Raw genomic sequence first — 22,504 nt, 5'->3', positions numbered from 1 at the left:
TTTAGGTACTGTGTTATTACAGTATTCTTCTTTTTATCCTCGAATGAAATTAGACTAAGCTGATGAAGCATATTATAAAAAAAATAATTCAGTCGTTTTTTGCCGTATTTATGCTCATTTGCTTAAGTGTAAACATTTATGCTCAACAGGCCTATTTTATTGATGGGTATCATGGCGGCATTTGGGGGCATTACCCTGATTGGAACACGCGCTTTATGGTGGATATGCTTAACAAGCATTCGTATTGGAAAATCAATTTGGAGATAGAGCCCGAAACATGGGATAGCGCTGCCGTGGTTGATCCCGAAGCTTTTGCAGCTTTAAAAACATTGATTGCAGATCAATCAGTTAATGGCCGCATAGAGTATGTTAACCCTGCTTATGCACAAAGTTACATGTATAACTTAGATGGTGAAAGTATCATACGCCAGTTGGGTTATGGTATCAAGAAATTAAAGGCAACGTTTCCGGGCATACAATTTCATACATATTCATCTGAAGAACCTTGTTTTACTAATGCGCTGCCCGGAATATTGCGATCTTATGGGTTTAAATATGCATCCCTGAAAAATCCTAACACTTGTTTTGGCGGCTATACAAAAGCATTTGGCGGTGAACTGGTTAATTGGATAGGGCCGGACGGTAGTTGCATTACCACGGCTCCGCGTTACGCAATCGAAAAGCTTGAACCGAATTCAACTTGGCAAACCATTGCTTGGAATAACAATAATGAATACATCAACGCAGCTATTAAATATGGAATAAAACATCCAATTGGCATGACCTTGCAGGATGCTGGCTGGAAAAACGGCCCATTCTTAGATCAGGAAAGTCCGGCTACGAAGAAACAATATACTACATGGCGCAACTATTTTGAGCGGGTTAGTAACCGTGAAAAGGCAACGGATTGGCGAGTAAGCCAGGAAGATATTTTAGTAAGCTTGGTTTGGGGCTCGCAAGTTACACAACGGATAGCCCAGCAAGTACGTGCTGCCGAAAATAGGATTTTACAAGCCGAAAAGTTAACTGCTATAGCGGCGCTAAGAGATAGTAGTAAATTGTCTCATAATTTTGACGATGCCTGGCGTACGCTCATGTTGGCACAACACCACGATTGCTGGATAGTACCTTACAATGGGAACAATGGTAATACCTGGGCCGACAAAGTAAAAAAATGGACAGCCAATACCATCAGGCAAAGTGATAGTATAGTTGAATTATCTATAAATAAATCAGCACAAAAAGGAAATATAATCACTGTTTACAATACACAATCACATAATCGGCGGGGGGTGGTTAGCATAGCTATACCTGAGGGAATGATGATCAAGAATTATAACGGTGAAGCCGTGCCCTTTCAAAAAAATGGTGATACAGCGTTGTTCATAGCTAATGTTCCTTCATTTGGTTACGCTATGTATAAACTGGAAAAGGGCGGGGCAAAACAGGCAAAAGGTATAACGATAAACCAATTAGATAATCATAAATACCAAATCGAAACAAACATTTACCGCTTAATTATAGATGCGAATAAAGGCGGCAACATTACAAGCTGGTATGATAAACGTTATAAAAAACAATTGGTTGATAAGCGGAATACTAATGGGTTTAACTCGCTTCGAGGGAATTTTTACGAGGATGGTGGGTTTAAATCAAATAAAGATTCGGTGGCGAAAATAACAATTTTAGAACAGGGTCCTGTTAGGGCTACCGTAATGATAAGCACTCATATAGCCGGCACAACGTTTAATCAACGCATAAGCTTGTTAGCAAATGACGCTGTTGTTGATATGCAATTAAATATTGGTTGGAAGCGCAACGTTAAGGTAGGTGAGTATGCAGACAAGAAGAACTACAAATGGACCGATTATGAAAAACCATTTTATAACGATAGCAACAAACTACTTACAGTGTTTCCATTGGCATTGAAAGGTCAAAAAATTTATAAAAATGCGCCGTTTGCGGTAACGGCCAGCAAACTTAGTAACACGTTTTTTAATAGTTGGGACAGTATTAAAAATAACATCATACTTAACTGGGTTGATGTAATGGCCGGCGATGACGGTTACGGTGTAGCCTTTTTTACAGACCATACCACAAGCTATACCCATGGCAATAACTTCCCGCTGGGTTTCGTTTGTCAATATTCAGGGCTGGGTTTATGGGGTAGAGATTATTTTACCGATGGTTCGACTTCGGTACGTTACGCCCTTCTGCCCCATAAAGGCATTTGGGATAAATCTGGTGTATGGTCAGCCTCCGCAGCTTGGAATGAACCGCTGACCGTGTTACGTTCGGCCACGAAGCCTCTATTGCCGAATAAATCATTTATCGATGTTAAACAGTCTGGATTAGTAATTACCTCCATTACTACTGAAGGAAAGAGTATCATGGTACGACTGTATAATGCAGAGGGTACATCAGGAAAAAAAATGATAAACTTAAATTTTGATATCAATACCGTGCAAATGGTAGAACTTGACGGACGAAGTGCAGGAAACATACAGGTGAAAAAGTTGAGCAATGGTATTACAAAAGTTCAGTTTTTTATACCAAAGTTTGGCATCCGGACTTTACGTATAGCTAAAGAATGAATTAATTGACTTCACTGTTACTATAGTAATATACAGTGCGTTTACGCAATACCCTAATTGGACAGAATATTAAGCTGTAAAATTTTGTTATTAGCTCCTAAAAGGAATCATCTAAAACATTGACAGGAAAGCCGGCATTCAATATCGCAGTTGTGGAAGTTTGGCTTAGGTAGCAACCATATAAGGTAAGCTATTTTATCCAATTTGAAAGGTAAATATGATAAGATTGTAGTGTTTTTAGTCGTCACTTTTTACCGCTTTAACCAAGATAGTTTAAAAGCCATTTAAATATCTTTTGCAATATGAAACAAACTCTCAAAAGCGTAATAATCTTAGTCTTTAGAAAACTATAATGCTAAGCGGTGCTATGTTTAACGCTCTGGCGGTCACAGCTAACCCTTGTTAAGCTTCCATTTCTTTTTTAGTTGTGCATAGGCAGAACATGCTTCGGCCGCTTTCCACTTATTATAAAATATCTTAGCAGCAGCTGCTTTTTCAGGGTCGCCTGTTCCACGTTCCAGTGGCGCATAGTTATCATTGTCGTCATATTTCTTGCCACCTTTATAATTGGCATAACGACGTGCGCGGGTATAACCCATCTGTAAATATTTTCGCGCCATATCGGCGCCGACAAAGTCATTTTTAGCAAGGTATAATTCAAAAAGTTCAAAGATCTTTTTGCTGCTTTCCTCAGCAATTGCCATCGTTCTGAATCGCCAATGCCTGCCAATTTCGCTTTTATAAGGTTCACAAATCAATACGCCCTGCTCACCTTTTCCAACCCGGTAAAGCTCCGGATGCCGTCGGTAATCGATACCGGGCTTCCACGGGTAATTGTCTCGTTCGAAATTCAGATCGCTCGGTCTGTCCATATCAGAACGCGTAGCGAATGACACAATAGGGGATTGTTTGCGTACACAGGTTAACCAGATCATCTACGATTTCTCGTTTGAGGTTATTTTTATAGCGTACATTACGCTGTCCGGTTTGGCTATATTTTACCTGTTGTATGTCAGGCCGCCAAAGCAGTTGCTCCGCTTTAGGGTGCCATTCTAAATTAACTTCATGCAATTGTTGGTTATGGGTCAGAAAGATGATTTCGGCTGCAAGTTGTCGCTTAACCGGTTCGCTAAGAGAATCATCCAGTTCTTCCAGCAATCTCCGCCAGTCGTCGAGCCAACCTTCATAAAATATTACCGGGGCAAAAGACACATTAACCTCGTATCCTGCTTCGTGAAAATCGTTCATCACAGCGATGCGATCACTGATCGGGCTGGTTCTGACATCAACTAATTTTGACATGTGATGCGGCATCAAACTAAAGCGAATTCGCGTCTTGCGCTGCGGATCATAATTGAGTAACTCCCTGTTCACAAACTTGGTGGCAAAGGTTAGTTTGGCATTAGGTAAGCCGCGGTAAAGCTGCACCAGGTCTTTCATGTTATCACAAATCGCAGCATCTGCAGAGCAGTCGCCATTCTCACCAATCTCATAAACCCAGTACTGTGGATCAATCTGGTCAGGAGTTAACTTTTTACCTTGCCGCCCTGCGTGCCGCTCTAAATAGCCCATGATTTTTTCGATGTTCACAAAGGTCGTTATTGGGTTAGCATAACCTTTACGGCGCGGTACATAACAATAGGAGCAGGACATTGCACAACCGTTTGATTGAGATGGTGCCACCCAATGCGAACTGCGGGTGTTGGGCCGGGCACTCAGGCTGTGCTTGGTTCCTAAAATCAGGACATTCTTTTTATTCCAAAGCCAGTCTTCAACTGCCCCCTCAAACCCGTATAATTCAGGTATTAGGTTATGCGTTTTTACTTCAATCAGTTCTGCATCCGGATATTTTGCCAGTATCTCACGGCCGCGCGCATAGTCGCGAACATCCGGTTCATGGTATATTTGATGTATGGATAAAAGGTGATCAATGGTTTTTTCTTGCAGCATGGCTTGTCTATAGCCATGATCGTACCACACTCTTCGGCTTATAGCTAAGGGCGGCTGTAAAATTGTCGTATAATGGCAGCGTTTGTGGCTGGCGATTACTATATTCTGAATCGTGCAGAACAAATTAACAACTTTAAGGTTTAAATTATACTACCTGCCGCTACGTAACTCTTCTTCGCGATTCACCCACTACCTACGGTTAAAAAAACATGAAAAAAGAAACAGGGGAACCTAAATTCAGCACCAAAACATCGCCTAAGGAACAGCCGGCATTGCTTGAGTTGTTTACTGACGGAATCAAAGACATTTACTGGGCGGAGAACCATCTGGTTAAAAACCTGCCAAAGATGATCGCAGCAGCAACGTCAAAAGCACTTGCGAAAAGCATAGCCGATCATCTGGAAGAAACCAAAACACATGTATCACGCCTGGAACAGGTTTTCGAGCTACTCGGCGAAAAAGTACAGGCGCAGAGGTGCGATGCAATGGAAGGCCTTGCTAAGGAGGGCGAAAGCATCATCGAAAGCACCTTGGCGGGAACAGCCACACGTGACGTCGGAATCATATTGGCTTCCCAAAAAGTAGAGCATTATGAAATAGCAACTTACGGCGGCTTACATCAACTCGCTATCACGCTTGGTTTGGAAGAAGTTGCAGGGATTTTGGCCGAAACATTGGTGGAAGAGAAAGCCGCAGACGAAAAATTAACCCAGGTAGCCGAGAGCGACATTAATTACACCGCAGCAACTGAAGCATAATATGGCAAAGAAACCGTCACCCAAAATGGGCACCGAGGCTGCCATTGATAAACAATTGGCCCCTCAACCCGAAAATGCAAAAACACAAAACCTTGCCCCGCATATTGCTGACGCTGCGGGCGAGCAGATGAATACCAATACCGGTTTACCAATAAACGATGATCAAAATTCGTTAAAGGCCGGAGACCGGGGGCCATCGTTATTGGAAGATTTTTTATTCCGCGAAAAAATGACCCATTTCGATCATGAGCGTATCCCTGAAAGAGTGGTGCATGCCAGAGGGTCGGGCGCGCATGGTATATTTAAATTATACAAGCCACTTGCTGAATATACCAAGGCCGCCTTTCTGAACGATACGGAGGTGGAAACGCCGGTATTTGTACGTTTTTCAACTGTTGCCGGCTCAAGGGGCTCTACAGACCTGGCGCGCGATGTACGTGGTTTTGCTACAAAGTTTTATACGACGGAAGGTAATTTTGACCTTGTAGGAAATAACATGCCTGTCTTTTTTATACAGGACGCCATCAAGTTCCCGGATCTAATCCATGCCGTTAAGCCCGAACCGGACAATGAGATTCCGCAGGCAGCGTCTGCTCATGATACGTTTTGGGATTTTATTTCCCTGATGCCCGAGTCGGCTCACATGATCATGTGGGCGATGAGTGACCGCGCTATTCCACGCAGCTACCGCATGATGGAAGGTTTCGGCGTGCATACGTTCCGCTTGATCAATGCCGAGGGTAAGGCCAGTTTTGTGAAATTCCACTGGAAACCTTTATTAGGCGTGCACTCAGTGGCTTGGGATGAAGCGCAAAATATTTCAGGTAAAGACCCCGACTTCCATCGCCGCGACCTATGGGATGCCATTGAAAGCGGCAATTTCCCGGAGTATGAACTGGGTTTACAGATCATTCCGGAAGAGGACGAATTCAAATATGACTTTGACCTTTTGGACTCTACCAAACTGGTGCCTGAAGAATTAGTACCCGTGGAGCGCGTTGGTAAACTGACTCTGAATCGAAACCCAGATAACTTTTTCGCAGAAACAGAACAAATAGCTTACCATATTGGCCACGTAGTACCCGGCATTGATTTTACCAACGATCCTTTGTTACAAGGTCGCTTGTTCTCTTACACCGATACTCAATTGACCCGTTTAGGCGGACCAAACTTCCAGGAGATACCGATAAACCGGCCCATTGTACCGGTACATAATAATCAGCGGGACGGCTTTATGCGGCAGACCATCAACCGCGGTAAAACAAGTTACAATCCGAATTCATTGGGCGGTAATGACCCGCAGCAGGTTAAAGAATCCGCAGGAGGTTTCGTAAGCTACCGCGAACGCATCGAGGCCCGTAAGGAACGCCTGCGCAACAAAAGTTTCTTTGATCATTTCAGTCAGGCCAGACTGTTTTTCAATAGTCAGTCAGACCCGGAAAAAAACCACATTGTAGACGCGCTCACGTTTGAGTTGGGGAAAGTTAAAACCATCGCCATCCGCGAGCGGATGCTGGGCATACTGGTACAGATTGATAAAGGCCTGGCTACCCAGGTGGCTTACGGCTTAGGGTTACACTTGCCTGAGGTTTTGCCAACTAATCAAAGCATCCCGGCTGATGGCGATCCGGCAGATTATGAGTCAATACAAGTGGAAGGCGCTTTGGCTAAATCGGAAGCGCTGAGTATGGCCAACACGGTTAAAGACACTATCAAAAGCCGTAAAATTGCTTTGCTTGCCGCTGATGGTGCTGATGCCACCTCCATTAATGCAGTTAAAGATGCGCTTATTGCTGAGGGAGCTACCGTAGAAGTGATCGCACCGCGTCAGGGTTTTATAACCGCTATGGATGATACACAGATCATGGTAGATCACAGCTTTTTGACCGCTGCTTCGGTACTGTTTGATGCAGTTTACGTGGCTGGCGGTACTAACGCCGTAGCTACCCTGGAAGCAGAGGCCAATGCTGTTCATTTTTTAAACGAAGCTTTTAAGCATTGCAAACCTATTGCTGCCGCGGAAGATGCCATTCAAGTGATTGACGCCACTTATTTCAGTAAAAAGCTGCCTCCCGATTTTTCTGAAGAATCTGTGTTAAGAGAAGGTATTTTGGTGGGAAAACCCGACAAAAACCTTACCGCGATGCTGATCAAAATGATTGCGCAACACCGTTTTTGGGAGCGTGAAAAACCAAGACTTATACCTGCTTAACAAGCTATCTACTTATGAACAAATCAATTCAACACATCATTAACGCCGCCCGTATGGGCGACGTTGATGCATTAAAAAGTTTGATAACCGCCGATACAGATCTGAATGCGACCGATGAAAAAGGCTATACACCGCTGATCATCGCTTGTTATAGCAATCGGCTGGAAGCAGCGCGATACTTGTTGCAAGCAGGAGCAGACCCTAACGTAGCCGACTTTGGCGGTAATACCGCGCTGATGGGTGCATGCTTTAAAGGCTACCCGGAAATTGCCACTTTACTTATTGAAAATGGAGCAGACTTAAACCGGCAGCACGGGAATGGTGGTACTGCGTTAATGTTTGCTGCCATGTTCGGTCGAAATGCAATGATTGAGCTTCTGTTAAAATATGGGGCGGATAAAACCTTGCTGGATAGCCGGGGTATGTCCGTATTTGATCTGGCTGCACAGCAAGGCAATGAGGAAGGTATTTCAATACTCGAAAGTCATCATTCAGCATAGAACGCTACCGTGCAGTGTTCTTCGGACACTGCGCGCAGTATTGATCAACGCAGCTTGTTTTAATTGAACGCGTAATAATTGACCCGATAATCAAAATCGGGTCAATTATGTAGCTTCGCTGATAATATATCTGAGTTATCGAAAATAACCGGTCAGCAGCCATCGCTTCAATCTGCGTAAGCATCGCTTTATAAGAGATAATATCCAAATAAATTACACGTGCCTTTACATGCAATTTAAAGATGTTAGGAGCAGTCAAACTACTTTGTTAACTCACCACAGGTAAAGAACCACCGTCAATGGCATAGATACTTCCAGTCAGGTAAGCAGCTGATGGTGAAACTAAAAAGTGAACAAGCTGTGCGACTTCTACAGGTTCGGCCATTCGGCCGATCGGGATACCACCTGTTTGCGCCATTAGTTGTTTCATGCCCTCTTCTGGTGTTATTCCTGCCGAAGTTGAGTAGTCATTCAAGAACCTGATCATCGGTTCTGTCTTAGTGGCACCTGGAGATACGGTCAGAACGCGTACGCCCTTATCAGCCAGTTCAGTTGCCAGGGCTTTACTATAACTATTTAACGCTGCTTTAGACACTGCGTAAGCCATATTCAGGTTCCATAATGCCTGTTTGCCAGCTACCGATGAGATATGAATGATAACGCCGCTTTTTTGTTCAATCATTTTGGGTAGTAATATTCTGTCCAACCGGATGGCGGAAATCAAATTCAGATCTAATTCCTGTTGCCAGTGTGCGTCAGTAAGTGTGCTATGTCCACCACCCGGGGTGGTTAACCCGCCTACATTATTAATCAATATATCAATGCCGCCGAAAGTATTTTCTATTTCGTTTGCAAGCGCCAAAACCTGATCTGCCTTGGTCAAATCTGCTGCAATAAAATGATGAGTGCCTTCGGCTGATTTCGTTCTGGCACTTGTGATAACTGCTGCACCTGCCTGTGCTAACTCATCGGCAATTGCTTTACCAATGCCTTTTGTACCGCCTGTAACCAGTACTCTTTTTCCTTTAAGATCATTCGATTCCATGTTTTCGTTGTTAAATATTCTGAAACAAACGTTTCAGAATTGGTTAAAAAAATTATTTCGTTAATTGCTTTATAAAATATTCTGCCATGCGCTTTATCTTAACAGGGTCTTTGTGAAGAATGTAAGATTCATACCAACCAGTCCAGGTGCTGTTAAAATAATCTGCCAGCAAAGCCGGATCTTCGTCACTGCTGATTTCGCCTTTATCCATGGATTTTTTTATCAGCTTATATAAAAACTGGTAGGACCGTTGGTCGTCAGCTGCTAATATTTGTTTAACCCGTTCATCGTTTGTTGCCACTTCAAATGCACTTTTTACAGCCATGCAACTGTCTTCGCCGTTTATAATAATGTTAACCGCTTCGTTAATATACTCTATTAAAACGTCTAAAGGTGATCTTTTGCTCGCTAAACGTTTATCCCAATCCTGCGCTCTGATATCAGTATAATGTTGCACACAACGCACAAATAACTCCTGTTTGCCACCTATAGTGTTGTACAGGCTGCTGCTGTTTATTTGCATGGCATCAATGAGGTCACGGAGCGAAGTGGCATTATAGCCTTTTTTCCAAAAAATTTCCATCGCCTTCTGTATTGCTGCCGATTCATCAAATTCTACATTCCTGGCCATAACTATACAAAGGTAGATAAATCTGAAACAATTGTTTCAGATTTAAGTCATTTTACGCAACACTTTATTTTTGTAAGCGCTTAAAATTCGGACAGAAATGCCATGTATGATTTTACGCCCGTAGCGATATGGTGTTGAGTTGTATTATGTTCCATGCCATAAAAAGCAAATGGTTTTTGATAATCCGCTTTTATATATTCAAAGCTTAACTCAAAGGGTCTGGTGAGCTCCTGTAGCGTATATTTGTATAACCCGGATTCGCACAATTCGTCTCTTTCTACTCCCAATGATATCGCCAGGGCTATTTTTTTATTTTTCATTTGGTATCCGCTTTTGCTACCGTATGCCCACCCATGAGTCAAAACCTCGTCTAACCATTTTTTTAATAAGGACGGACAGTTAAACCAGTAATATGGAAATTGAAATACAATTTTCTCATATTGCTCAACCAAACGCTGTTCGGTCAAAATATCTATTTTCTCGTCGGGGTAAACTTCATATAACTGGTGTACTGTATACCGTTCAGGGAATTTAAGCAATTCCTCTACCCACTTTTTATTGATAACAGAATCGTTGATATTAGGATGCGTAACTATTACTAAAGTTTTCATTTTTTTTGACGTTAATAATTAACGTACAAAAAATAGTAAGCAACATATTATATCGTATATTACATACCAATTTATAGGTACTATACAAAATGTAAGTAATGAGTAAAATCAAGCGAAGTTCAACTAATTTCTCTAATAAGGTTGCTTTAAGTGACGAGTGCCCGGAAGCTTATGCATCACATATTATCGGAGGGCAGTGGACTTTAGTTATATGTTCATGGTTGCTTAACGGCAAGCTTAGATTTGGCGAACTAAAAAAGAAATTACCAAATATTACGGAACGGATGTTAACGTTACAATTGCGTAAACTTGAAAAAAACAAAATAGTTTGTAGAACAGTTCACGCCGAAGTTCCACCACGTGTTGAGTACGAATTAACTCCTATAGGGCTTGCTTTGAGGTCTGTTATCAAGGAGCTTGAATATTGGGGCGATTGTCATAAACAATTAATGAATGAGTAACTACAGCTGGTAAGCCATTACACTTTAAGCAATACAAAAATAGCACCGCTGCTTCCTTATCTTACGCTGTTTCAGATGCTTTGTTAATTTCATCTATGTTTCACAGTCAATTATAGTGAGAAATATCAGTTTATGGTTTTTAACGGTGTTTTACATTATTTTTTAATTAGCTGATCGGCGTACACAGCGTAGTTAATGGCAAATTTAGCTGCCTTATCCGTACGGTGGGCTGAGTCGCCGCCATAAGCGAAGCTAAACCAACCACCAAGCTTAGGTATCTTAACCTCTGCTACTATAGCGAGGTGGTTCCATCTTTCATTGAGTCCGGGTTGTGGATATTTTGAAAAAATTCGCGCATATTCACCGGAAATAGCCAATGCGCTGCTGAGGAAAAAGCGTGCTCGTGCCCCGGCAACGTAGCGATGGCGTTCTGTAGTATCATTACGGTGGCTAACCCAAGCGCTGTTCCCGCTGATAGTAAGCTGTGCCTTTTTTCCCAGAGGTAATCCTAACGCGCTCCATAAACCTATTCTGTCCCTAAATAAACTATCGCGTTTAAGATAACCTGAAGCCGCACGGTCCGAAGCACCCAGCCCTACATCCCAGCGTAATGCATTCCAGGTATTTGCCGTGAATTCATCTCTGATCCGTTGCACACTCGGTGATTTGCCCGCCATATCTACGCGTTCCTGAAATTGTTCCAGCGTTTCTTCTAAGTCTGGAGTAATTTTGAAGAGTACCGAATCGTACGCATCAGCGAGTTTTTGTGTGAAAGCTTTATCGTTTTTCGGATCACTCTTGTCGATCAGTGTAATGCGCAGCCCTACGCCAAGAAAAACATCGTTTCCGCCACTTTTGCCCGATGTGGTGCCCAGAGCAACGGTAGTACGCCATGCCAGCCTGGTAAGATAGTTTTCCTGGTATTGTTTAAGGTCGCCACCCGTAAATGAAAAAGGCCGCAGGTCTACAGCGGCACCCGCCTGTAGTTTGCTGCCATTAAAAAATGTGCCTGCATTCACACCTATATCGTGGGCGAAATTAAGGTGCGTTACCTCGCTGGCCTTACCCGGAAGTAATTCAAACGCCGGTGAGGCCGGCACGCCGTAGTTTACTGCCGTTAACAGCTCTTTAATGGCCGCTGCACCATCGCCCGCTCCGGGCTGGGCATACCCGCTTATTGCAATAGAGCTCAGCAGAACTAACAGATAAATTTTGTAGGTATTTTTCATGATCAGGAGGTTTGAAGTTTAAAACGGTAAATAAATGCAAGGGCCTTGTTATCGATGGCGCCGCTACCACCTTCTTTGGGTACTTCGGTATAAAGCCTGTTACCATCCTGAAAAATAGAAACCTGCAACTCGTATGGTATGGGTGTGCTAGCTCCCTGGTTAATAAGCACACCTTTAACCAGAAATAATTTATCTGCCGCAGCGGCGGCGGCGCCAAGTTGAACTTCCTGCCGGTCGTATCGAAAAAAACCACATTGCTGGTCAAATGTCTTGTCTGCCTTATACCGCCAAACAGCTCCGGTATAAGCCACCGGCGAGTTGCTTTCAATAATGGCAGTTAACGGCCCGCCCTGGGCGGTTATGGTAATAGTTGATATACTCATATTCCGTTAATATTTACAAGGTTATTATTGTTGAATTCCGGAGGTGCTAATCTGCAAATCCTGTCTGTGGCTATGGCTATACGGTTTTCGGTACGCAACATAGCCGTATTGGCCACCACATTTTCTGTGGCTACTTGTTCTTGTTGTTTTTGCTGTATCCTGATATCACGTACCGCTTTTGTATAGCCCAGCATGGTGGTCCAGAACGCAGAGCCGCCGCTGGCAAGCAGGCCGAGAAAGACATCGGGCATATTCGTCAGTTCATCGTTCTCAGCGTTCTGTTTAACCAAATAAGCTGTTAGCCAGCAGCACCCGAAGGCTATGACCATAACAGTGACCTTCCGTACGGCCTCTTCTTTACTGTTTGATGGTAAGTTGACGTTGGGGTTCCCGGCCAGCCAGGGAATTAATGTTTTGATAAAGGCGACAAGCCTTTCACCTGCGAGGCTTATTGCCAAAACCAAGGTGATTAGTTCGGTTAGTGCATTCATGATGATTTTTTTTCATCAAAATTCCAGTAGATAAGCGTGTTAGGCAATACCCCGCCGGTGGTATTCTTAAAAATTGATTACATTTATGAGGCTGGTCTTATCACACTGTAATACAACTGTTTTATTATACCCCCATCGTGGTATGGCATATGGTATTTCGCCGGCATATTTTTGCTGAAAACCAAATCACCATTTAATTAATTAAACATATGACAAACGACAACGCACTATGCCAACAGATGAAGGTAAACCTTTGTAATGCCGGAGAGTTCATTACAGTTAAGAACGCCGCAGATTCGCTCACGCGTTATTTCAAACTACCAACCACTCCTCCGCACGATGATCCTAAACACGTTTACGGGCACACCTTCGGTTTAAATAAGATCAGGCGTATGCTTTTTGATATTGACTTATATAATGCCGGCTTAACCGTAAGTGAACCCCGCATTGCCGGAATTCGCGTTTATTACGGCTTTTCTGAAAGACATGACCCGGATTTTCCGCTAAACGAGGCTTGTGCTGATTTGCTATTTATGCCAGTATTAGACAATGGCGTGGATATCTATAACATCCATTTGTTAACCGGAACCGAACAAATACTCTCGGCTTCCCGCCCATGTCCCAACCAATGCGGAACGCCGCCGCTACAGTTTATTCAAGAATAAGCATGCTCAGTTATCCGCAATTTTCTTTTGCCGTATCGGACATTTCTGATCTTTCTGAAACTGTTCCATTACTGGCATGGCTGATGTGGGGAAAAAAAAGCAAACCTTTTGTTACACTGGGTTTGCTTTTTTTTGCTTTCCGCCCCCATAAAGCTCGCAACCCTTCTAACGGCTGTACTATCAATTTACAATATGCCGGCATACCATGTGCTGGCGTACCTGGAAGCTGCTTTCCTTTGGGTGTATTACAATCAGCTCGCCGATAAGAAAGTTCCGTACGCTGGTCTTTTGGTTTTATTGCTGCTGTACTCCGCCAATGTTTACCTGCAGGATATAAATTATACCTTTAACTCAAACACCTGGACTTGCACAGTAATGCTGATTATGTTGCTTGGAATCGGGCACTTTCGCAATATTTATCATAGCGAAATTACGGTGCCATTGGTGCGGCAACCGGAATTCTTCATAACCGCGGGCTGGCTCATTTATGCCGGTGGATCACTTTTTTCATATTTGATGGGTACTGATATCCTCTCCGGAACTCCGGACGGCTTTTTTACCAATGCCTGGATATTCCAGTGCTTCGCTAATATCATTAAAAACGGGCTTATAGCATACGGACTGGCCATAAGCGGAATAACATGTCACAAATAACCTACTTTATTTTAGGCACTTCATCAATGCTTATGATGATCGTGGCAATTATTTGGTTCGTTTATAATTATCAGCGAAAGCTGGAACAAAAAACTAAGGAATATACGAACATCGAACAATTAATGCAGCGGCAAGAATTGCAACCAGCTTACGCTGTAATTCAGGGACAAGAAGACGAACGAAAACGTATTGCAGAAGAACTGCACGATAACATTGGCGGATTACTGGCTACCCTGAAAATATATAGTGATCTCAACCTTGTGAAGGAAGACCCCACAGACATCAAAAGGCTAAACGAAAAGATTAGCCTACTTACAGACAAGCTTAGCGAAGAAGTTAGAAAACTTTCTCACGAAATGGATCTGCGCACCTTGTCCGGATTTGGTATTACCGTTGCCTTACAGCAGCTCTGTGAGGCTGTTACGAGCTCTGGAAAGCTGAAATGTACTGCACTAATTGAATTACCTGCACCCCTGCGTGACCATGTGGCTTTGCATATATACCGCATCATACAAGAGCTGATCACAAATACCCTTAAACATGCCGGCGCTACGCAATCGCGGATTGAACTTAACCTTATAGATCAGGAAATAACGTTGATTTATGAAGATAATGGTTGCGGATTTGACAGTAAAACCGAAAAAACAGGCGGTATGGGCCTCCTTAACATACGGCGGCGCGCTGAGCTGATAAGCGGTCGCCTGACCATGGATTCGTCACCACAAGGAACTACTTGTATCTTAGAAGTAAAAAATGATTGATAAAACCACTGTCTATCTGGCCGATGATCACGCAATAGTGGTTGAAGGACTAATTGAAATCTTGAGATCGCAACCAGATTTGCATGTCATAGGCACCGCCGCCAACGGTGAGGAAGTTATTCAACTTATGCAAAACCGCAGGGCAGACATCGTCGTCCTTGATATTAATATGCCAAAAATGAACGGCATTAAATGCACCCAGCAGATAAAACAACAATTTCCCGCAACTAAAGTAATAGTGCTTACCATGTTCCCGGAAAAATCGTATGTTGATCAATTAATACGTGCAGGAGCAGATGGCTGCCTGCTCAAAAGTCGCGGAAGCCAGGATTTGCTGCATGCAATTGCCCGTGTGAAAACCAGCCGCTCATATTTTGATACTATCCGGGATTTCGACGCTAAGGATGAAAAGCCCTTATTTCAACTCAGCGAACGTGAATTTGAGATTATCCGACTGATTGTTAATGGATTGACGACTACCCAAATAGCAGAGAAGCTGTTCCTGTCTGAACATACCGTGAAAACACATCGAAAAAATATTTTCCGAAAAATAGGCATTAATAGTGTCAGCCAGCTCACTGCCTTCGCCATTAATCATCAACTAATGGGTTAGCTGTCATACATATGGCACTGGATGGTGATGGTCAATGTTTTGTCTTTTGCCAATGGTATGTGTTTAAAACCAGTAGAATATTATTATTCATACAACTTTAATAGATCATATCCGCGAAAAAGGTCGAATTATTTTTGACGTATAAAGTAGCAGATAAGTTCTTAACAAGGCAAATACAAAATAATCAATTATCACTAAACCTAACTAAAACACCTGCTTAACCCACAGGTGTTTTTTTATTACCATTTAAAAAGGTAAATTCATTAGAGGAACATCTTTATTAATAGGTAACCAAAAATTTCCGACTTTACCTTAAAGCTATTACTCGATATCTTTGATACTATGAAACATATTGTTGTGCTTACTGGCGCTGGCATCAGCGCTGAAAGCGGGTTAAAAACATTCAGAGACAGTGATGGATTGTGGGAGGGGTACAACATTGAAGATGTGGCCACGCCACAGGCGTGGCGCCGCAACCCTGAATTGGTACAGCAATTTTATAACATAAGGCGTAAGGCGGTACTTGAGGCCAAGCCCAATGCCGCACATTTTGCTTTAGCTGAATTAGAACAGCAATATAAGGTTACAATAATTACCCAAAATATCGACGATCTGCACGAACGTGCCGGCTCTGGCAATGTGATGCACTTACACGGTCTTATTACCAAATCGCAAAGTAGTGTGAACCCATGCTTAATATATCCTATGAACGGGTGGGAGCTAAAAATGGGAGAGAAGTGCGAGCTCGGATCACAACTGCGGGCTAATGTGGTGTGGTTTGGAGAGGAAGTGCCGATGATAGAACCTGCCGCCCGTGTATGTGCGCAAGCTGACATCTTTATGCTGATTGGTACTTCATTAGCGGTATACCCTGCCGCCGGATTGATTGATTACGTACCTGCGGAAGTTATAAAATATATCATCGATCCGAAAATCCCCGAAGTTTACATTCGCAATGTTATCCGCGTCGAAAGTAAAGCGTCGGTGGGAGTTGTGTCGGTTGTTAGGAAGCTTATAGATGATGCCAAATAAAATTCTGTTTATGTAATTTAGAATTTATAATAGACATTTTATCAATCAATTATAAAATTTACCAATAGATATACTTTAATAATTATATCTAAAATAAGCGTCCTTAAAATCTTTGCGCATGTCTGAAAAACGGGAAGCTACAGTTTTTAAAAACTCCTCATCTAATATTTCAAACACGCTATTTACACCGTCTGTCAAATCCATTTCAGGTATTTTGTAGCTTTGTTCCAAGCTGCCTTGCTCCACTTTGACAATGAACTTATTATTCATGTTGAGTATGGATATTTTAAATTCCGGATGCGGAAGTTCTGCTATAATTCTCATTGGTTATAATGTTTTTTAAAGGATTAACGCCGTTGATGGTGCCATAAATCGCTAAAGGTTTAAAACGGGCGAAAAGCTCTTCACTATACCAGTTCTCATTTCTTGTTTTTTTGATCACATCCGCGTGTTCGCGGCTTTTGTAGGCGAAAGCCTTCATCTGCTCTTCGGTCTGCCAAAACGAAAAAGTAGCCTGGCGATATACCGGCGCTTCGCCAATACCTACTGATGTTATGTAGCCGGGCGCCTTTTTCATCAAATCCGCAACACCGGCAACCTCGGCCCAAAAGTTTTTTAACCGGTTAAACCTAATTGTTGCACGAGTAAGTACGCCCACCGGTCCGTTGTAGACCTGCGTTGATTTATTATTATCAACAAATGGATTGTCGCCATCCCATTTACCATGACTTTGCAGCGGCTCGCACAGTACTGTCCACTGTTCAACGCAGAACTGCCGCCACCATTTTTTAATAAATGATTGAGATTCAAATCGTTTAAAATCTTCTAAGTTCTCCCATACAGCCAATAATCCCCATTGCTGCCAGTCGGGGTTGAGATCGAATGTGCCGTTCTTGCCGGTACCCAATAACTTCCAAAATCTGCATTTGCGATTCAACATCAGCGGTAAACGATGAATAGCCATTGCAAATAATGCCATCGGGATAAATATCTTTTTATAGCGCACTATTGTGAGGCTAACTATCATGCGGCTAAATTAAAACTTTAAATATGATAATTGACTTATTTACTTTGGCGCATCCTTATTTACATTTGCGCTATGGCCGAAGATTTAAAAATAATTGATAACGCAAACAAGCAAGAGCAATATAAAAGCCTCATACCACAAATTGAGGCGCTTATTTACAATGAAACTGATTTGGTAGCCAATCTGGCTAATATTTCCGCCGCTTTAAAAGAGCAATTTAAATGGTTTTGGGTGGGCTTTTACCTGGTGAAAGGTAACGAGTTAGTTTTGGGGCCATTTCAGGGGCCGGTAGCTTGTACGCGAATTGCGAAGGGCAGGGGCGTTTGCGGTTCGGCCTGGCAACAGCAGCAAACTTTAGTTGTACCTGATGTTGAAGCCTTCCCCGGTCATATAGCGTGTAGTTCGCTTTCCCGATCAGAGATTGTGGTACCCTTGTTAAACGATGGCCAAGTAGTTGGCGTGCTGGATGTGGATAGCGCAGAGCTTGCCGAATTTGATGACACCGATGCCAAGTACCTTGAACAAATTACCCGTTTGATAGAGTTTTAATGAGTCGCATTTACTTGATACCCGGTTTAGGGGCAGATTGCCGGATTTATAAGAACATTGATTTTAAAGGCCACGATGTAACATTTGTAAATTGGATTGAGCCAGCTTTAACTGATACTTTATCAAGGTACGCGCAAAAGCTTATAGATCAGTATAAAATAGAGAAAAATTCTATTCTGATTGGTAATTCAATGGGTGGAATGGTGGCCATAGAAATAGCTAAGCTGCTACCTATGGATAAAACCATTTTAATCTCAAGTATTAAATCAAGCGCCGAGGCGTCGGCATATTTTCCGTTCTTCCGAACCATACCAATTTATAGATTTATACCTACCGGACTACTTGTTCAAGCCCGTTTATTTATTAAGTACGTTTTCGGCAATATGCTGCCTGATGATCAGCATCTGTTTGAGGATATGTATAAAAATACATCGCCCACATTCATTAAATGGGCCATGGGTGCTATACTCAACTGGGAAAACACAACTATACCCACCAATGTTTACCATATAACCGGCAGTAAGGACAGGATATTTAACTGCCGTAAAGCCGTTGGCGCGCAAATCATTGAGAATGGTACACATATTATGATATTCGATCGCGCCGCCGAGATTAACATGATATTGAAAGGCATAATTAACTAATGAAGTTACCTCAGTCTTTTTACTTAGGCCATGATGTAGTTGAACTAAGCCGCACATTGCTGGGCAAGTATTTATTTACTTATGTAGATGGTTTATTTTCCGGAGGATATATTGTTGAAACAGAAGCCTATAATGGAGTTGTAGATAGGGCATCTCATGCTTTTGGTAATCGCCGGACGGCACGTACGGAAACCATGTTTGCTGAAGGCGGCTGCGCTTATATTTACCTGTGTTACGGCATTCATGAGATGTTCAATGTAGTTACCGCGAGCGAGGGTACGCCTCATGCTATACTTATACGCGCTATAGTGCCTACCGATGGAATTGATATAATGCAAGGCAGGCGTAATATGCCGATGATTAAGCCTAACATCACTGCAGGGCCGGGCTCGGTAGCTAAAGCATTAGGGATAAACCGCAAATTAAATACTGCTTCGCTCACAGGAGATAAGATATGGCTTGAAGACAGGGGCCTTACTTTTACGGATGACGAAGTGCATGCCGGGCCACGTATTGGTGTGGCTTATGCAGGTGATGACGCCTTGTTGCCTTACCGCTTTTATGTAAAAGGATGCCCCTATGTAAGTAAACCCAATAAATAAACAACATTAAACTACTTTTTGCTATAATTGATCCGCATGACTTATAATACTACTGCCGACTTTGCAAAACAAGCCGACGCTGATGATCCGCTGGCGATTTTCCGTCAACAGTTTTTAATACCACAACATGATGGCAAGGACGCCGTGTACCTTTGTGGCAACTCCCTTGGTTTGCAACCTAAGGCTGCTGAGCGATATTTAAAAGATCAGCTTGGTTACTGGCAGGATAAAGCTGTTGAAGGTTGGTTTGACGGCGACAAGCCTTGGTTAGGCTACCACCGTGAAGTGGCTGCTCTTGTGGCACCAATCGTAGGAGCCGAAAGTAACGAAGTATCGGTTATGAATTCACTTACAGTGAATTTGCATTTGCTGTTGGTAAGTTTCTATAATCCAACAAGTAAGAGATTTAAAATATTAATGGAAGCTGGTGCTTTTCCGTCAGATCAGTACGCAGTAGAAAGCCAGGTCAAATTTTATGATCTCGATCCGGCAGAGGCTATTATAGAGTTAAAGCCGCGTGAAAATGAGCATACGCTGCGTACCGAAGATATTATTGAAGCTATCGAAACACACAAAGACGAACTGACTTTGGTACTTTTCGGCGGTATAAATTATTATACAGGCCAGGTGTTTAACATGCAGGCTATAACAGAAGCAGCTCACAAAGCGGGCGCTTACGCGGGTTTCGACCTCGCACATGCAGCCGGAAATGTGCCGGTTCAACTACATAATTCGGGTGTAGATTTTGCTTGCTGGTGTTCATACAAATATATGAATTCGGGTCCGGGTGGTATTAGCGGTATTTTTGTGCACCAAAAACACCATAACACCAACTTTAAGCGCTTTGCAGGCTGGTGGGGATACCGTGAAGACAAGCGCTTCCTGATGCAGCCCGGTTTCGACCCGGCTGTGGGCGCAGAAGGATGGCAGGTTAGTACAAGTCCGGTTATGCTGCTGGCACTCCACAAGGCTTCGTTGGATATATTTGAACAAGCCGGGGGAATTAATGTGTTACGCGAGAAAAGCGTTAAGTTAACCGGGTATTTTGAGTACCTCATAAAAAGCATTAATGAAGATTTGGGTAAAGAGGTTTATCAAATTATTACACCTGCCAATTCCGATGAACGCGGTTGTCAATTATCCATCATTTGTCGTTACAAGCCAAAGGAAACTTTTAACCATTTGGTAAGTAAAGACATAATAGGCGATTGGCGCGAACCGGACGTTATAAGGCTAAGCCCGGTGCCATTGTACAACAGCTTTGCTGATGTTTACACGGCTTACCTTGGGTTAAGAGAAGCAATTCAAATTATTGATATATAAATAATTATGATAAACTACAATCCGAAAGAGTGGTTTAGGTTTATATTCACTATTCACCGGGCGGATACGTTACGTGAGTTGTTTCCGTTACTTTTTGCGGTATCGGTTTATGCAGTGGTGGTTGAATTTTTGATGACAGAAGTTTTTAGGGTAACGCCCGATAGCGCGTTGGTGAAGATCAGTTATGTGCATCAAACTATAGGATTCTTATTTTCCTTGTTACTGGCTTTCCGTATCAACTCCGCTTACGACAGGTGGTGGGAAGGTAGAAAGCTATGGGGAAGCCTGGTTAATAACAGCCGGAATCTGGCTATTAAGCTAAAGCATTTAAGCAATAAACCGGAAGATATTGCTTTTTTTAACTTCACAATCCCCTTGTATGCAAGGGCTTTGATGCATCATCTGCGCGATCAGTATCACCCGGAGGAGCAGGATATACTCAGCATCAACCCGAACAAACATGTGCCTAACCAAATTGCTGCTTCGATAATTGGGCGCGTTTATGAAATTAACAAGCAAGGAATAATTAACCAGGAGCAATTGTTAAGTTTGAATCCGGAACTTACTTCATTTACAGATATTTGTGGCGCTTGCGAACGTATTAAGAAAACGCCTATACCATTTTCGTACAGCGTGTTTATCAAGAAGTTTATCTTCACTTATATCATGACATTGCCTTTCGCCTGGGCGTTTACCCTGAGCTATTACGTGGTGCCATTTGTAGCCTTCATTCTGTTTGTTTTTGCCAGTATTGAATTAATTGCCGAAGAAATTGAAAACCCTTTCGGTACCGATGCAAACGATCTGCCATTGCAAACAATCAGCGACAACATCAGGCTGCACATAGGCGAAATATTTTATTAGCGATGTTAAAGATAGCGTTTGATCCGGTTTACATTCATCCGCTGCCAGCAGGGCACCGGTTTCCGATGCTGAAGTACGAATTGATACCCGGTCAGTTACTGCATGAAGGTTTGATAAGCCAGGAAAACTTGTTTTCGCCCAATGAATGCCCGGAAGATGTTATCCTGCTTACGCATGACCGTGATTACTGGCACCATCTGCGCGATCTTACTTTACCACCCAAAGAAGTTAGACGAACCGGTTTCCCACTTTCGGCACAGCTTATTAAAAGAGAAATACGTATTGCGCAAGGCACAATAGATGGTTGCCATTATGCCATGCAGAACGGAATAGCGTTTAATGTGGCAGGCGGAACGCATCATGCCGGCAGCAATTGGGGCGAAGGCTTTTGTTTGTTGAACGACCAGGCTATTGCATCTAATTATTTATTAAATAGAGGGTTAGCTAAATCTATATTAATTGTTGATTTAGATGTGCATCAAGGTAATGGCACCGCTCAAATTTTTGAAAAGGAAGATCGGGTATTTACCTTTTCCATGCATGGGGCCAATAATTTTCCTTATCGTAAAGAGCAATCGGATCTCGATATCCCGTTGGCTGACGGTACGGGTGATGACGAGTTTTTGGCTAAATTGAAAAAAACGCTCCCTCAAATCATTAACGATCATAAACCGGATTTTATATTTTATTTGTCGGGAGTTGATGTACTCGCAACTGATAAATTAGGCCGGTTAGCCATGACACGTGAAGGGTGTGCACAACGCGATCGCTTCGTGCTAAATCAATGCCGGCAACGCGGCATACCCGTGCAAGTAAGTATGGGTGGTGGCTATTCGACAGATATACGTGACATTGTGGAAGCTCACTGTAACACCTACCGAATAGCGAATGATATGTTTTTCTAA

At 42.8% G+C, this 22,504-nt stretch carries 26 protein-coding genes; 16 read left to right on the top strand and 10 right to left on the bottom strand.

The features are described 5' to 3' along the window. The first annotated feature begins 62 nt into the window (after positions 1 to 62). Complete coding sequence (locus tag LT679_RS04470; protein WP_232175905.1) at positions 63 to 2,594, top strand: glycoside hydrolase family 38 C-terminal domain-containing protein; 2,532 nt, start codon at positions 63 to 65, stop codon at positions 2,592 to 2,594. Between the two features lie 392 nt (positions 2,595 to 2,986). On the opposite strand, the gene LT679_RS04465 is transcribed toward LT679_RS04470, so the two are convergent. Next, on the bottom strand, positions 2,987 to 3,490 hold the full coding sequence (locus tag LT679_RS04465; RefSeq protein ID WP_232175904.1) for a DUF4385 domain-containing protein: 504 nt from the start codon (positions 3,488 to 3,490) through the stop codon (positions 2,987 to 2,989). Then, the gene (locus tag LT679_RS04460; protein WP_232175903.1) at positions 3,468 to 4,544 is read right to left on the bottom strand and encodes a spore photoproduct lyase family protein; all 1,077 of its coding nucleotides are present in this window, start codon (positions 4,542 to 4,544) and stop codon (positions 3,468 to 3,470) included. Before LT679_RS04460 ends, LT679_RS04465 begins: the two co-directional genes overlap by 23 nt. Before the next feature lie 209 nt (positions 4,545 to 4,753). On the opposite strand from LT679_RS04460, the gene LT679_RS04455 reads away from it, so the two are divergent. From LT679_RS04455 to LT679_RS04445, 3 genes are read left to right on the top strand one after another with little or no spacing between them, the layout of a single operon-like run. Continuing rightward, positions 4,754 to 5,302: a YciE/YciF ferroxidase family protein gene (locus LT679_RS04455; RefSeq protein ID WP_232175902.1), complete on the top strand. Its 549-nt coding sequence runs from the start codon at positions 4,754 to 4,756 to the stop codon at positions 5,300 to 5,302. A 1-nt stretch (position 5,303) separates the two neighbouring features. Further along, on the top strand, positions 5,304 to 7,514 hold the full coding sequence (locus tag LT679_RS04450) for a catalase (RefSeq protein ID WP_232175901.1): 2,211 nt from the start codon (positions 5,304 to 5,306) through the stop codon (positions 7,512 to 7,514). A 14-nt stretch (positions 7,515 to 7,528) separates the two neighbouring features. Then, positions 7,529 to 8,014: an ankyrin repeat domain-containing protein gene (locus LT679_RS04445; protein WP_232175899.1), complete on the top strand. Its 486-nt coding sequence runs from the start codon at positions 7,529 to 7,531 to the stop codon at positions 8,012 to 8,014. A gap of 268 nt (positions 8,015 to 8,282) precedes the next feature. Here LT679_RS04445 and LT679_RS04440 read toward each other — a convergent pair whose 3' ends face one another. The 3 genes from LT679_RS04440 to LT679_RS04430 all read right to left on the bottom strand — a co-directional run bounded on the left by LT679_RS04440 (position 8,283) and on the right by LT679_RS04430 (position 10,301). Next, positions 8,283 to 9,059: an SDR family oxidoreductase gene (locus LT679_RS04440; protein WP_232175898.1), complete on the bottom strand. Its 777-nt coding sequence runs from the start codon at positions 9,057 to 9,059 to the stop codon at positions 8,283 to 8,285. A 52-nt stretch (positions 9,060 to 9,111) separates the two neighbouring features. Further along, a complete protein-coding gene (locus LT679_RS04435; protein ID WP_232175896.1) occupies positions 9,112 to 9,690 on the bottom strand; it encodes a TetR/AcrR family transcriptional regulator in 579 nt (192 codons plus the stop codon). Between the two features lie 80 nt (positions 9,691 to 9,770). Then, complete coding sequence (locus LT679_RS04430) at positions 9,771 to 10,301, bottom strand: NAD(P)H-dependent oxidoreductase (RefSeq protein ID WP_232175894.1); 531 nt, start codon at positions 10,299 to 10,301, stop codon at positions 9,771 to 9,773. A 98-nt stretch (positions 10,302 to 10,399) separates the two neighbouring features. Here LT679_RS04430 and LT679_RS04425 point away from each other — a divergent pair, with 98 nt between their 5' ends. Further along, positions 10,400 to 10,762 (top strand): winged helix-turn-helix transcriptional regulator, encoded by a 363-nt coding sequence (locus tag LT679_RS04425; protein WP_232175892.1) that lies wholly within the window; start codon positions 10,400 to 10,402, stop codon positions 10,760 to 10,762. Between the two features lie 155 nt (positions 10,763 to 10,917). Here LT679_RS04425 and LT679_RS04420 read toward each other — a convergent pair whose 3' ends face one another. Genes LT679_RS04420 through LT679_RS04410 form a run of 3 tightly spaced genes read right to left on the bottom strand, consistent with a single transcriptional unit; the run spans position 10,918 to position 12,865 of the window. After that, positions 10,918 to 11,991 carry a hypothetical protein gene (locus LT679_RS04420; RefSeq protein ID WP_232175890.1) on the bottom strand — a complete coding sequence of 358 codons (1,074 nt, stop codon included), beginning with the start codon at positions 11,989 to 11,991 and terminating at the stop codon, positions 10,918 to 10,920. A gap of 2 nt (positions 11,992 to 11,993) precedes the next feature. Then, positions 11,994 to 12,374, bottom strand: coding sequence for a hypothetical protein (locus tag LT679_RS04415; RefSeq protein WP_232175888.1), 381 nt, complete (start codon positions 12,372 to 12,374; stop codon positions 11,994 to 11,996). After that, positions 12,371 to 12,865: a hypothetical protein gene (locus LT679_RS04410; RefSeq protein ID WP_232175886.1), complete on the bottom strand. Its 495-nt coding sequence runs from the start codon at positions 12,863 to 12,865 to the stop codon at positions 12,371 to 12,373. Before LT679_RS04410 ends, LT679_RS04415 begins: the two co-directional genes overlap by 4 nt. A gap of 209 nt (positions 12,866 to 13,074) precedes the next feature. Between LT679_RS04410 and LT679_RS04405 the strand changes: the two genes are divergently transcribed. From LT679_RS04405 to LT679_RS04385, 5 genes are all read left to right on the top strand, one after another. Next, a complete protein-coding gene (locus LT679_RS04405; protein WP_232175884.1) occupies positions 13,075 to 13,530 on the top strand; it encodes a hypothetical protein in 456 nt (151 codons plus the stop codon). Between the two features lie 192 nt (positions 13,531 to 13,722). Continuing rightward, the gene (locus tag LT679_RS04400; protein WP_232175882.1) at positions 13,723 to 14,184 is read left to right on the top strand and encodes a hypothetical protein; all 462 of its coding nucleotides are present in this window, start codon (positions 13,723 to 13,725) and stop codon (positions 14,182 to 14,184) included. Beyond that, positions 14,172 to 14,945 (top strand): sensor histidine kinase, encoded by a 774-nt coding sequence (locus tag LT679_RS04395; RefSeq protein ID WP_232175880.1) that lies wholly within the window; start codon positions 14,172 to 14,174, stop codon positions 14,943 to 14,945. Before LT679_RS04400 ends, LT679_RS04395 begins: the two co-directional genes overlap by 13 nt. Continuing rightward, positions 14,938 to 15,558, top strand: coding sequence for a response regulator (locus tag LT679_RS04390; RefSeq protein ID WP_232175877.1), 621 nt, complete (start codon positions 14,938 to 14,940; stop codon positions 15,556 to 15,558). Before LT679_RS04395 ends, LT679_RS04390 begins: the two co-directional genes overlap by 8 nt. Positions 15,559 to 15,900: 342 nt before the next feature. Beyond that, positions 15,901 to 16,590 (top strand): SIR2 family NAD-dependent protein deacylase, encoded by a 690-nt coding sequence (locus LT679_RS04385; RefSeq protein ID WP_232175875.1) that lies wholly within the window; start codon positions 15,901 to 15,903, stop codon positions 16,588 to 16,590. Between the two features lie 75 nt (positions 16,591 to 16,665). On the opposite strand, the gene LT679_RS04380 is transcribed toward LT679_RS04385, so the two are convergent. Further along, complete coding sequence (locus LT679_RS04380; protein WP_232175873.1) at positions 16,666 to 16,914, bottom strand: hypothetical protein; 249 nt, start codon at positions 16,912 to 16,914, stop codon at positions 16,666 to 16,668. Beyond that, positions 16,877 to 17,617: a DUF3291 domain-containing protein gene (locus LT679_RS04375; RefSeq protein WP_232175871.1), complete on the bottom strand. Its 741-nt coding sequence runs from the start codon at positions 17,615 to 17,617 to the stop codon at positions 16,877 to 16,879. Before LT679_RS04375 ends, LT679_RS04380 begins: the two co-directional genes overlap by 38 nt. Positions 17,618 to 17,689: 72 nt before the next feature. Between LT679_RS04375 and LT679_RS04370 the strand changes: the two genes are divergently transcribed. The 6 genes from LT679_RS04370 to LT679_RS04345 are packed head-to-tail and all read left to right on the top strand — an operon-like array spanning position 17,690 to position 22,504. After that, a complete protein-coding gene (locus tag LT679_RS04370; protein ID WP_232175869.1) occupies positions 17,690 to 18,166 on the top strand; it encodes a GAF domain-containing protein in 477 nt (158 codons plus the stop codon). Continuing rightward, positions 18,166 to 18,810 (top strand): alpha/beta hydrolase, encoded by a 645-nt coding sequence (locus LT679_RS04365; RefSeq protein WP_232175867.1) that lies wholly within the window; start codon positions 18,166 to 18,168, stop codon positions 18,808 to 18,810. Before LT679_RS04370 ends, LT679_RS04365 begins: the two co-directional genes overlap by 1 nt. Next, positions 18,810 to 19,412 carry a DNA-3-methyladenine glycosylase gene (locus tag LT679_RS04360; RefSeq protein ID WP_232175865.1) on the top strand — a complete coding sequence of 201 codons (603 nt, stop codon included), beginning with the start codon at positions 18,810 to 18,812 and terminating at the stop codon, positions 19,410 to 19,412. The genes LT679_RS04365 and LT679_RS04360 overlap by 1 nt, the downstream gene beginning before the upstream one ends. A gap of 36 nt (positions 19,413 to 19,448) precedes the next feature. Then, entirely contained in the window at positions 19,449 to 20,735 is a 1,287-nt protein-coding gene (kynU, locus tag LT679_RS04355) for a kynureninase (RefSeq protein WP_232175863.1), read from the top strand. 6 nt (positions 20,736 to 20,741) lie between these two features. Continuing rightward, on the top strand, positions 20,742 to 21,599 hold the full coding sequence (locus tag LT679_RS04350) for a bestrophin family protein (RefSeq protein WP_232175861.1): 858 nt from the start codon (positions 20,742 to 20,744) through the stop codon (positions 21,597 to 21,599). Between the two features lie 2 nt (positions 21,600 to 21,601). Further along, positions 21,602 to 22,504, top strand: coding sequence for a histone deacetylase family protein (locus LT679_RS04345; RefSeq protein ID WP_232175859.1), 903 nt, complete (start codon positions 21,602 to 21,604; stop codon positions 22,502 to 22,504).

The organism is Mucilaginibacter roseus (assembly GCF_021215455.1).
In the GTDB taxonomy this organism is placed as follows: Bacteria; Bacteroidota; Bacteroidia; order Sphingobacteriales; family Sphingobacteriaceae; genus Mucilaginibacter; species Mucilaginibacter roseus.
This window is presented reverse-complemented; position numbering and strand designations above follow the sequence as displayed.

Coding starts and splice junctions, on each gene's coding strand:
- LT679_RS04470 (WP_232175905.1), top strand. CDS start 63: ATGAAGCATATTATAAAAAAAATAATTCAGTCGTTTTTTGCCGTATTT.
- LT679_RS04460 (WP_232175903.1), bottom strand. CDS start 4,544: ATGCTGCAAGAAAAAACCATTGATCACCTTTTATCCATACATCAAATA.
- LT679_RS04455 (WP_232175902.1), top strand. CDS start 4,754: ATGAAAAAAGAAACAGGGGAACCTAAATTCAGCACCAAAACATCGCCT.
- LT679_RS04450 (WP_232175901.1), top strand. CDS start 5,304: ATGGCAAAGAAACCGTCACCCAAAATGGGCACCGAGGCTGCCATTGAT.
- LT679_RS04445 (WP_232175899.1), top strand. CDS start 7,529: ATGAACAAATCAATTCAACACATCATTAACGCCGCCCGTATGGGCGAC.
- LT679_RS04440 (WP_232175898.1), bottom strand. CDS start 9,059: ATGGAATCGAATGATCTTAAAGGAAAAAGAGTACTGGTTACAGGCGGT.
- LT679_RS04435 (WP_232175896.1), bottom strand. CDS start 9,690: ATGGCCAGGAATGTAGAATTTGATGAATCGGCAGCAATACAGAAGGCG.
- LT679_RS04430 (WP_232175894.1), bottom strand. CDS start 10,301: ATGAAAACTTTAGTAATAGTTACGCATCCTAATATCAACGATTCTGTT.
- LT679_RS04425 (WP_232175892.1), top strand. CDS start 10,400: ATGAGTAAAATCAAGCGAAGTTCAACTAATTTCTCTAATAAGGTTGCT.
- LT679_RS04420 (WP_232175890.1), bottom strand. CDS start 11,991: ATGAAAAATACCTACAAAATTTATCTGTTAGTTCTGCTGAGCTCTATT.
- LT679_RS04415 (WP_232175888.1), bottom strand. CDS start 12,374: ATGAGTATATCAACTATTACCATAACCGCCCAGGGCGGGCCGTTAACT.
- LT679_RS04410 (WP_232175886.1), bottom strand. CDS start 12,865: ATGAATGCACTAACCGAACTAATCACCTTGGTTTTGGCAATAAGCCTC.
- LT679_RS04405 (WP_232175884.1), top strand. CDS start 13,075: ATGACAAACGACAACGCACTATGCCAACAGATGAAGGTAAACCTTTGT.
- LT679_RS04400 (WP_232175882.1), top strand. CDS start 13,723: ATGCCGGCATACCATGTGCTGGCGTACCTGGAAGCTGCTTTCCTTTGG.
- LT679_RS04395 (WP_232175880.1), top strand. CDS start 14,172: ATGTCACAAATAACCTACTTTATTTTAGGCACTTCATCAATGCTTATG.
- LT679_RS04390 (WP_232175877.1), top strand. CDS start 14,938: ATGATTGATAAAACCACTGTCTATCTGGCCGATGATCACGCAATAGTG.
- LT679_RS04385 (WP_232175875.1), top strand. CDS start 15,901: ATGAAACATATTGTTGTGCTTACTGGCGCTGGCATCAGCGCTGAAAGC.
- LT679_RS04380 (WP_232175873.1), bottom strand. CDS start 16,914: ATGAGAATTATAGCAGAACTTCCGCATCCGGAATTTAAAATATCCATA.
- LT679_RS04375 (WP_232175871.1), bottom strand. CDS start 17,617: ATGATAGTTAGCCTCACAATAGTGCGCTATAAAAAGATATTTATCCCG.
- LT679_RS04370 (WP_232175869.1), top strand. CDS start 17,690: ATGGCCGAAGATTTAAAAATAATTGATAACGCAAACAAGCAAGAGCAA.
- LT679_RS04365 (WP_232175867.1), top strand. CDS start 18,166: ATGAGTCGCATTTACTTGATACCCGGTTTAGGGGCAGATTGCCGGATT.
- LT679_RS04360 (WP_232175865.1), top strand. CDS start 18,810: ATGAAGTTACCTCAGTCTTTTTACTTAGGCCATGATGTAGTTGAACTA.
- kynU (WP_232175863.1), top strand. CDS start 19,449: ATGACTTATAATACTACTGCCGACTTTGCAAAACAAGCCGACGCTGAT.
- LT679_RS04350 (WP_232175861.1), top strand. CDS start 20,742: ATGATAAACTACAATCCGAAAGAGTGGTTTAGGTTTATATTCACTATT.
- LT679_RS04345 (WP_232175859.1), top strand. CDS start 21,602: ATGTTAAAGATAGCGTTTGATCCGGTTTACATTCATCCGCTGCCAGCA.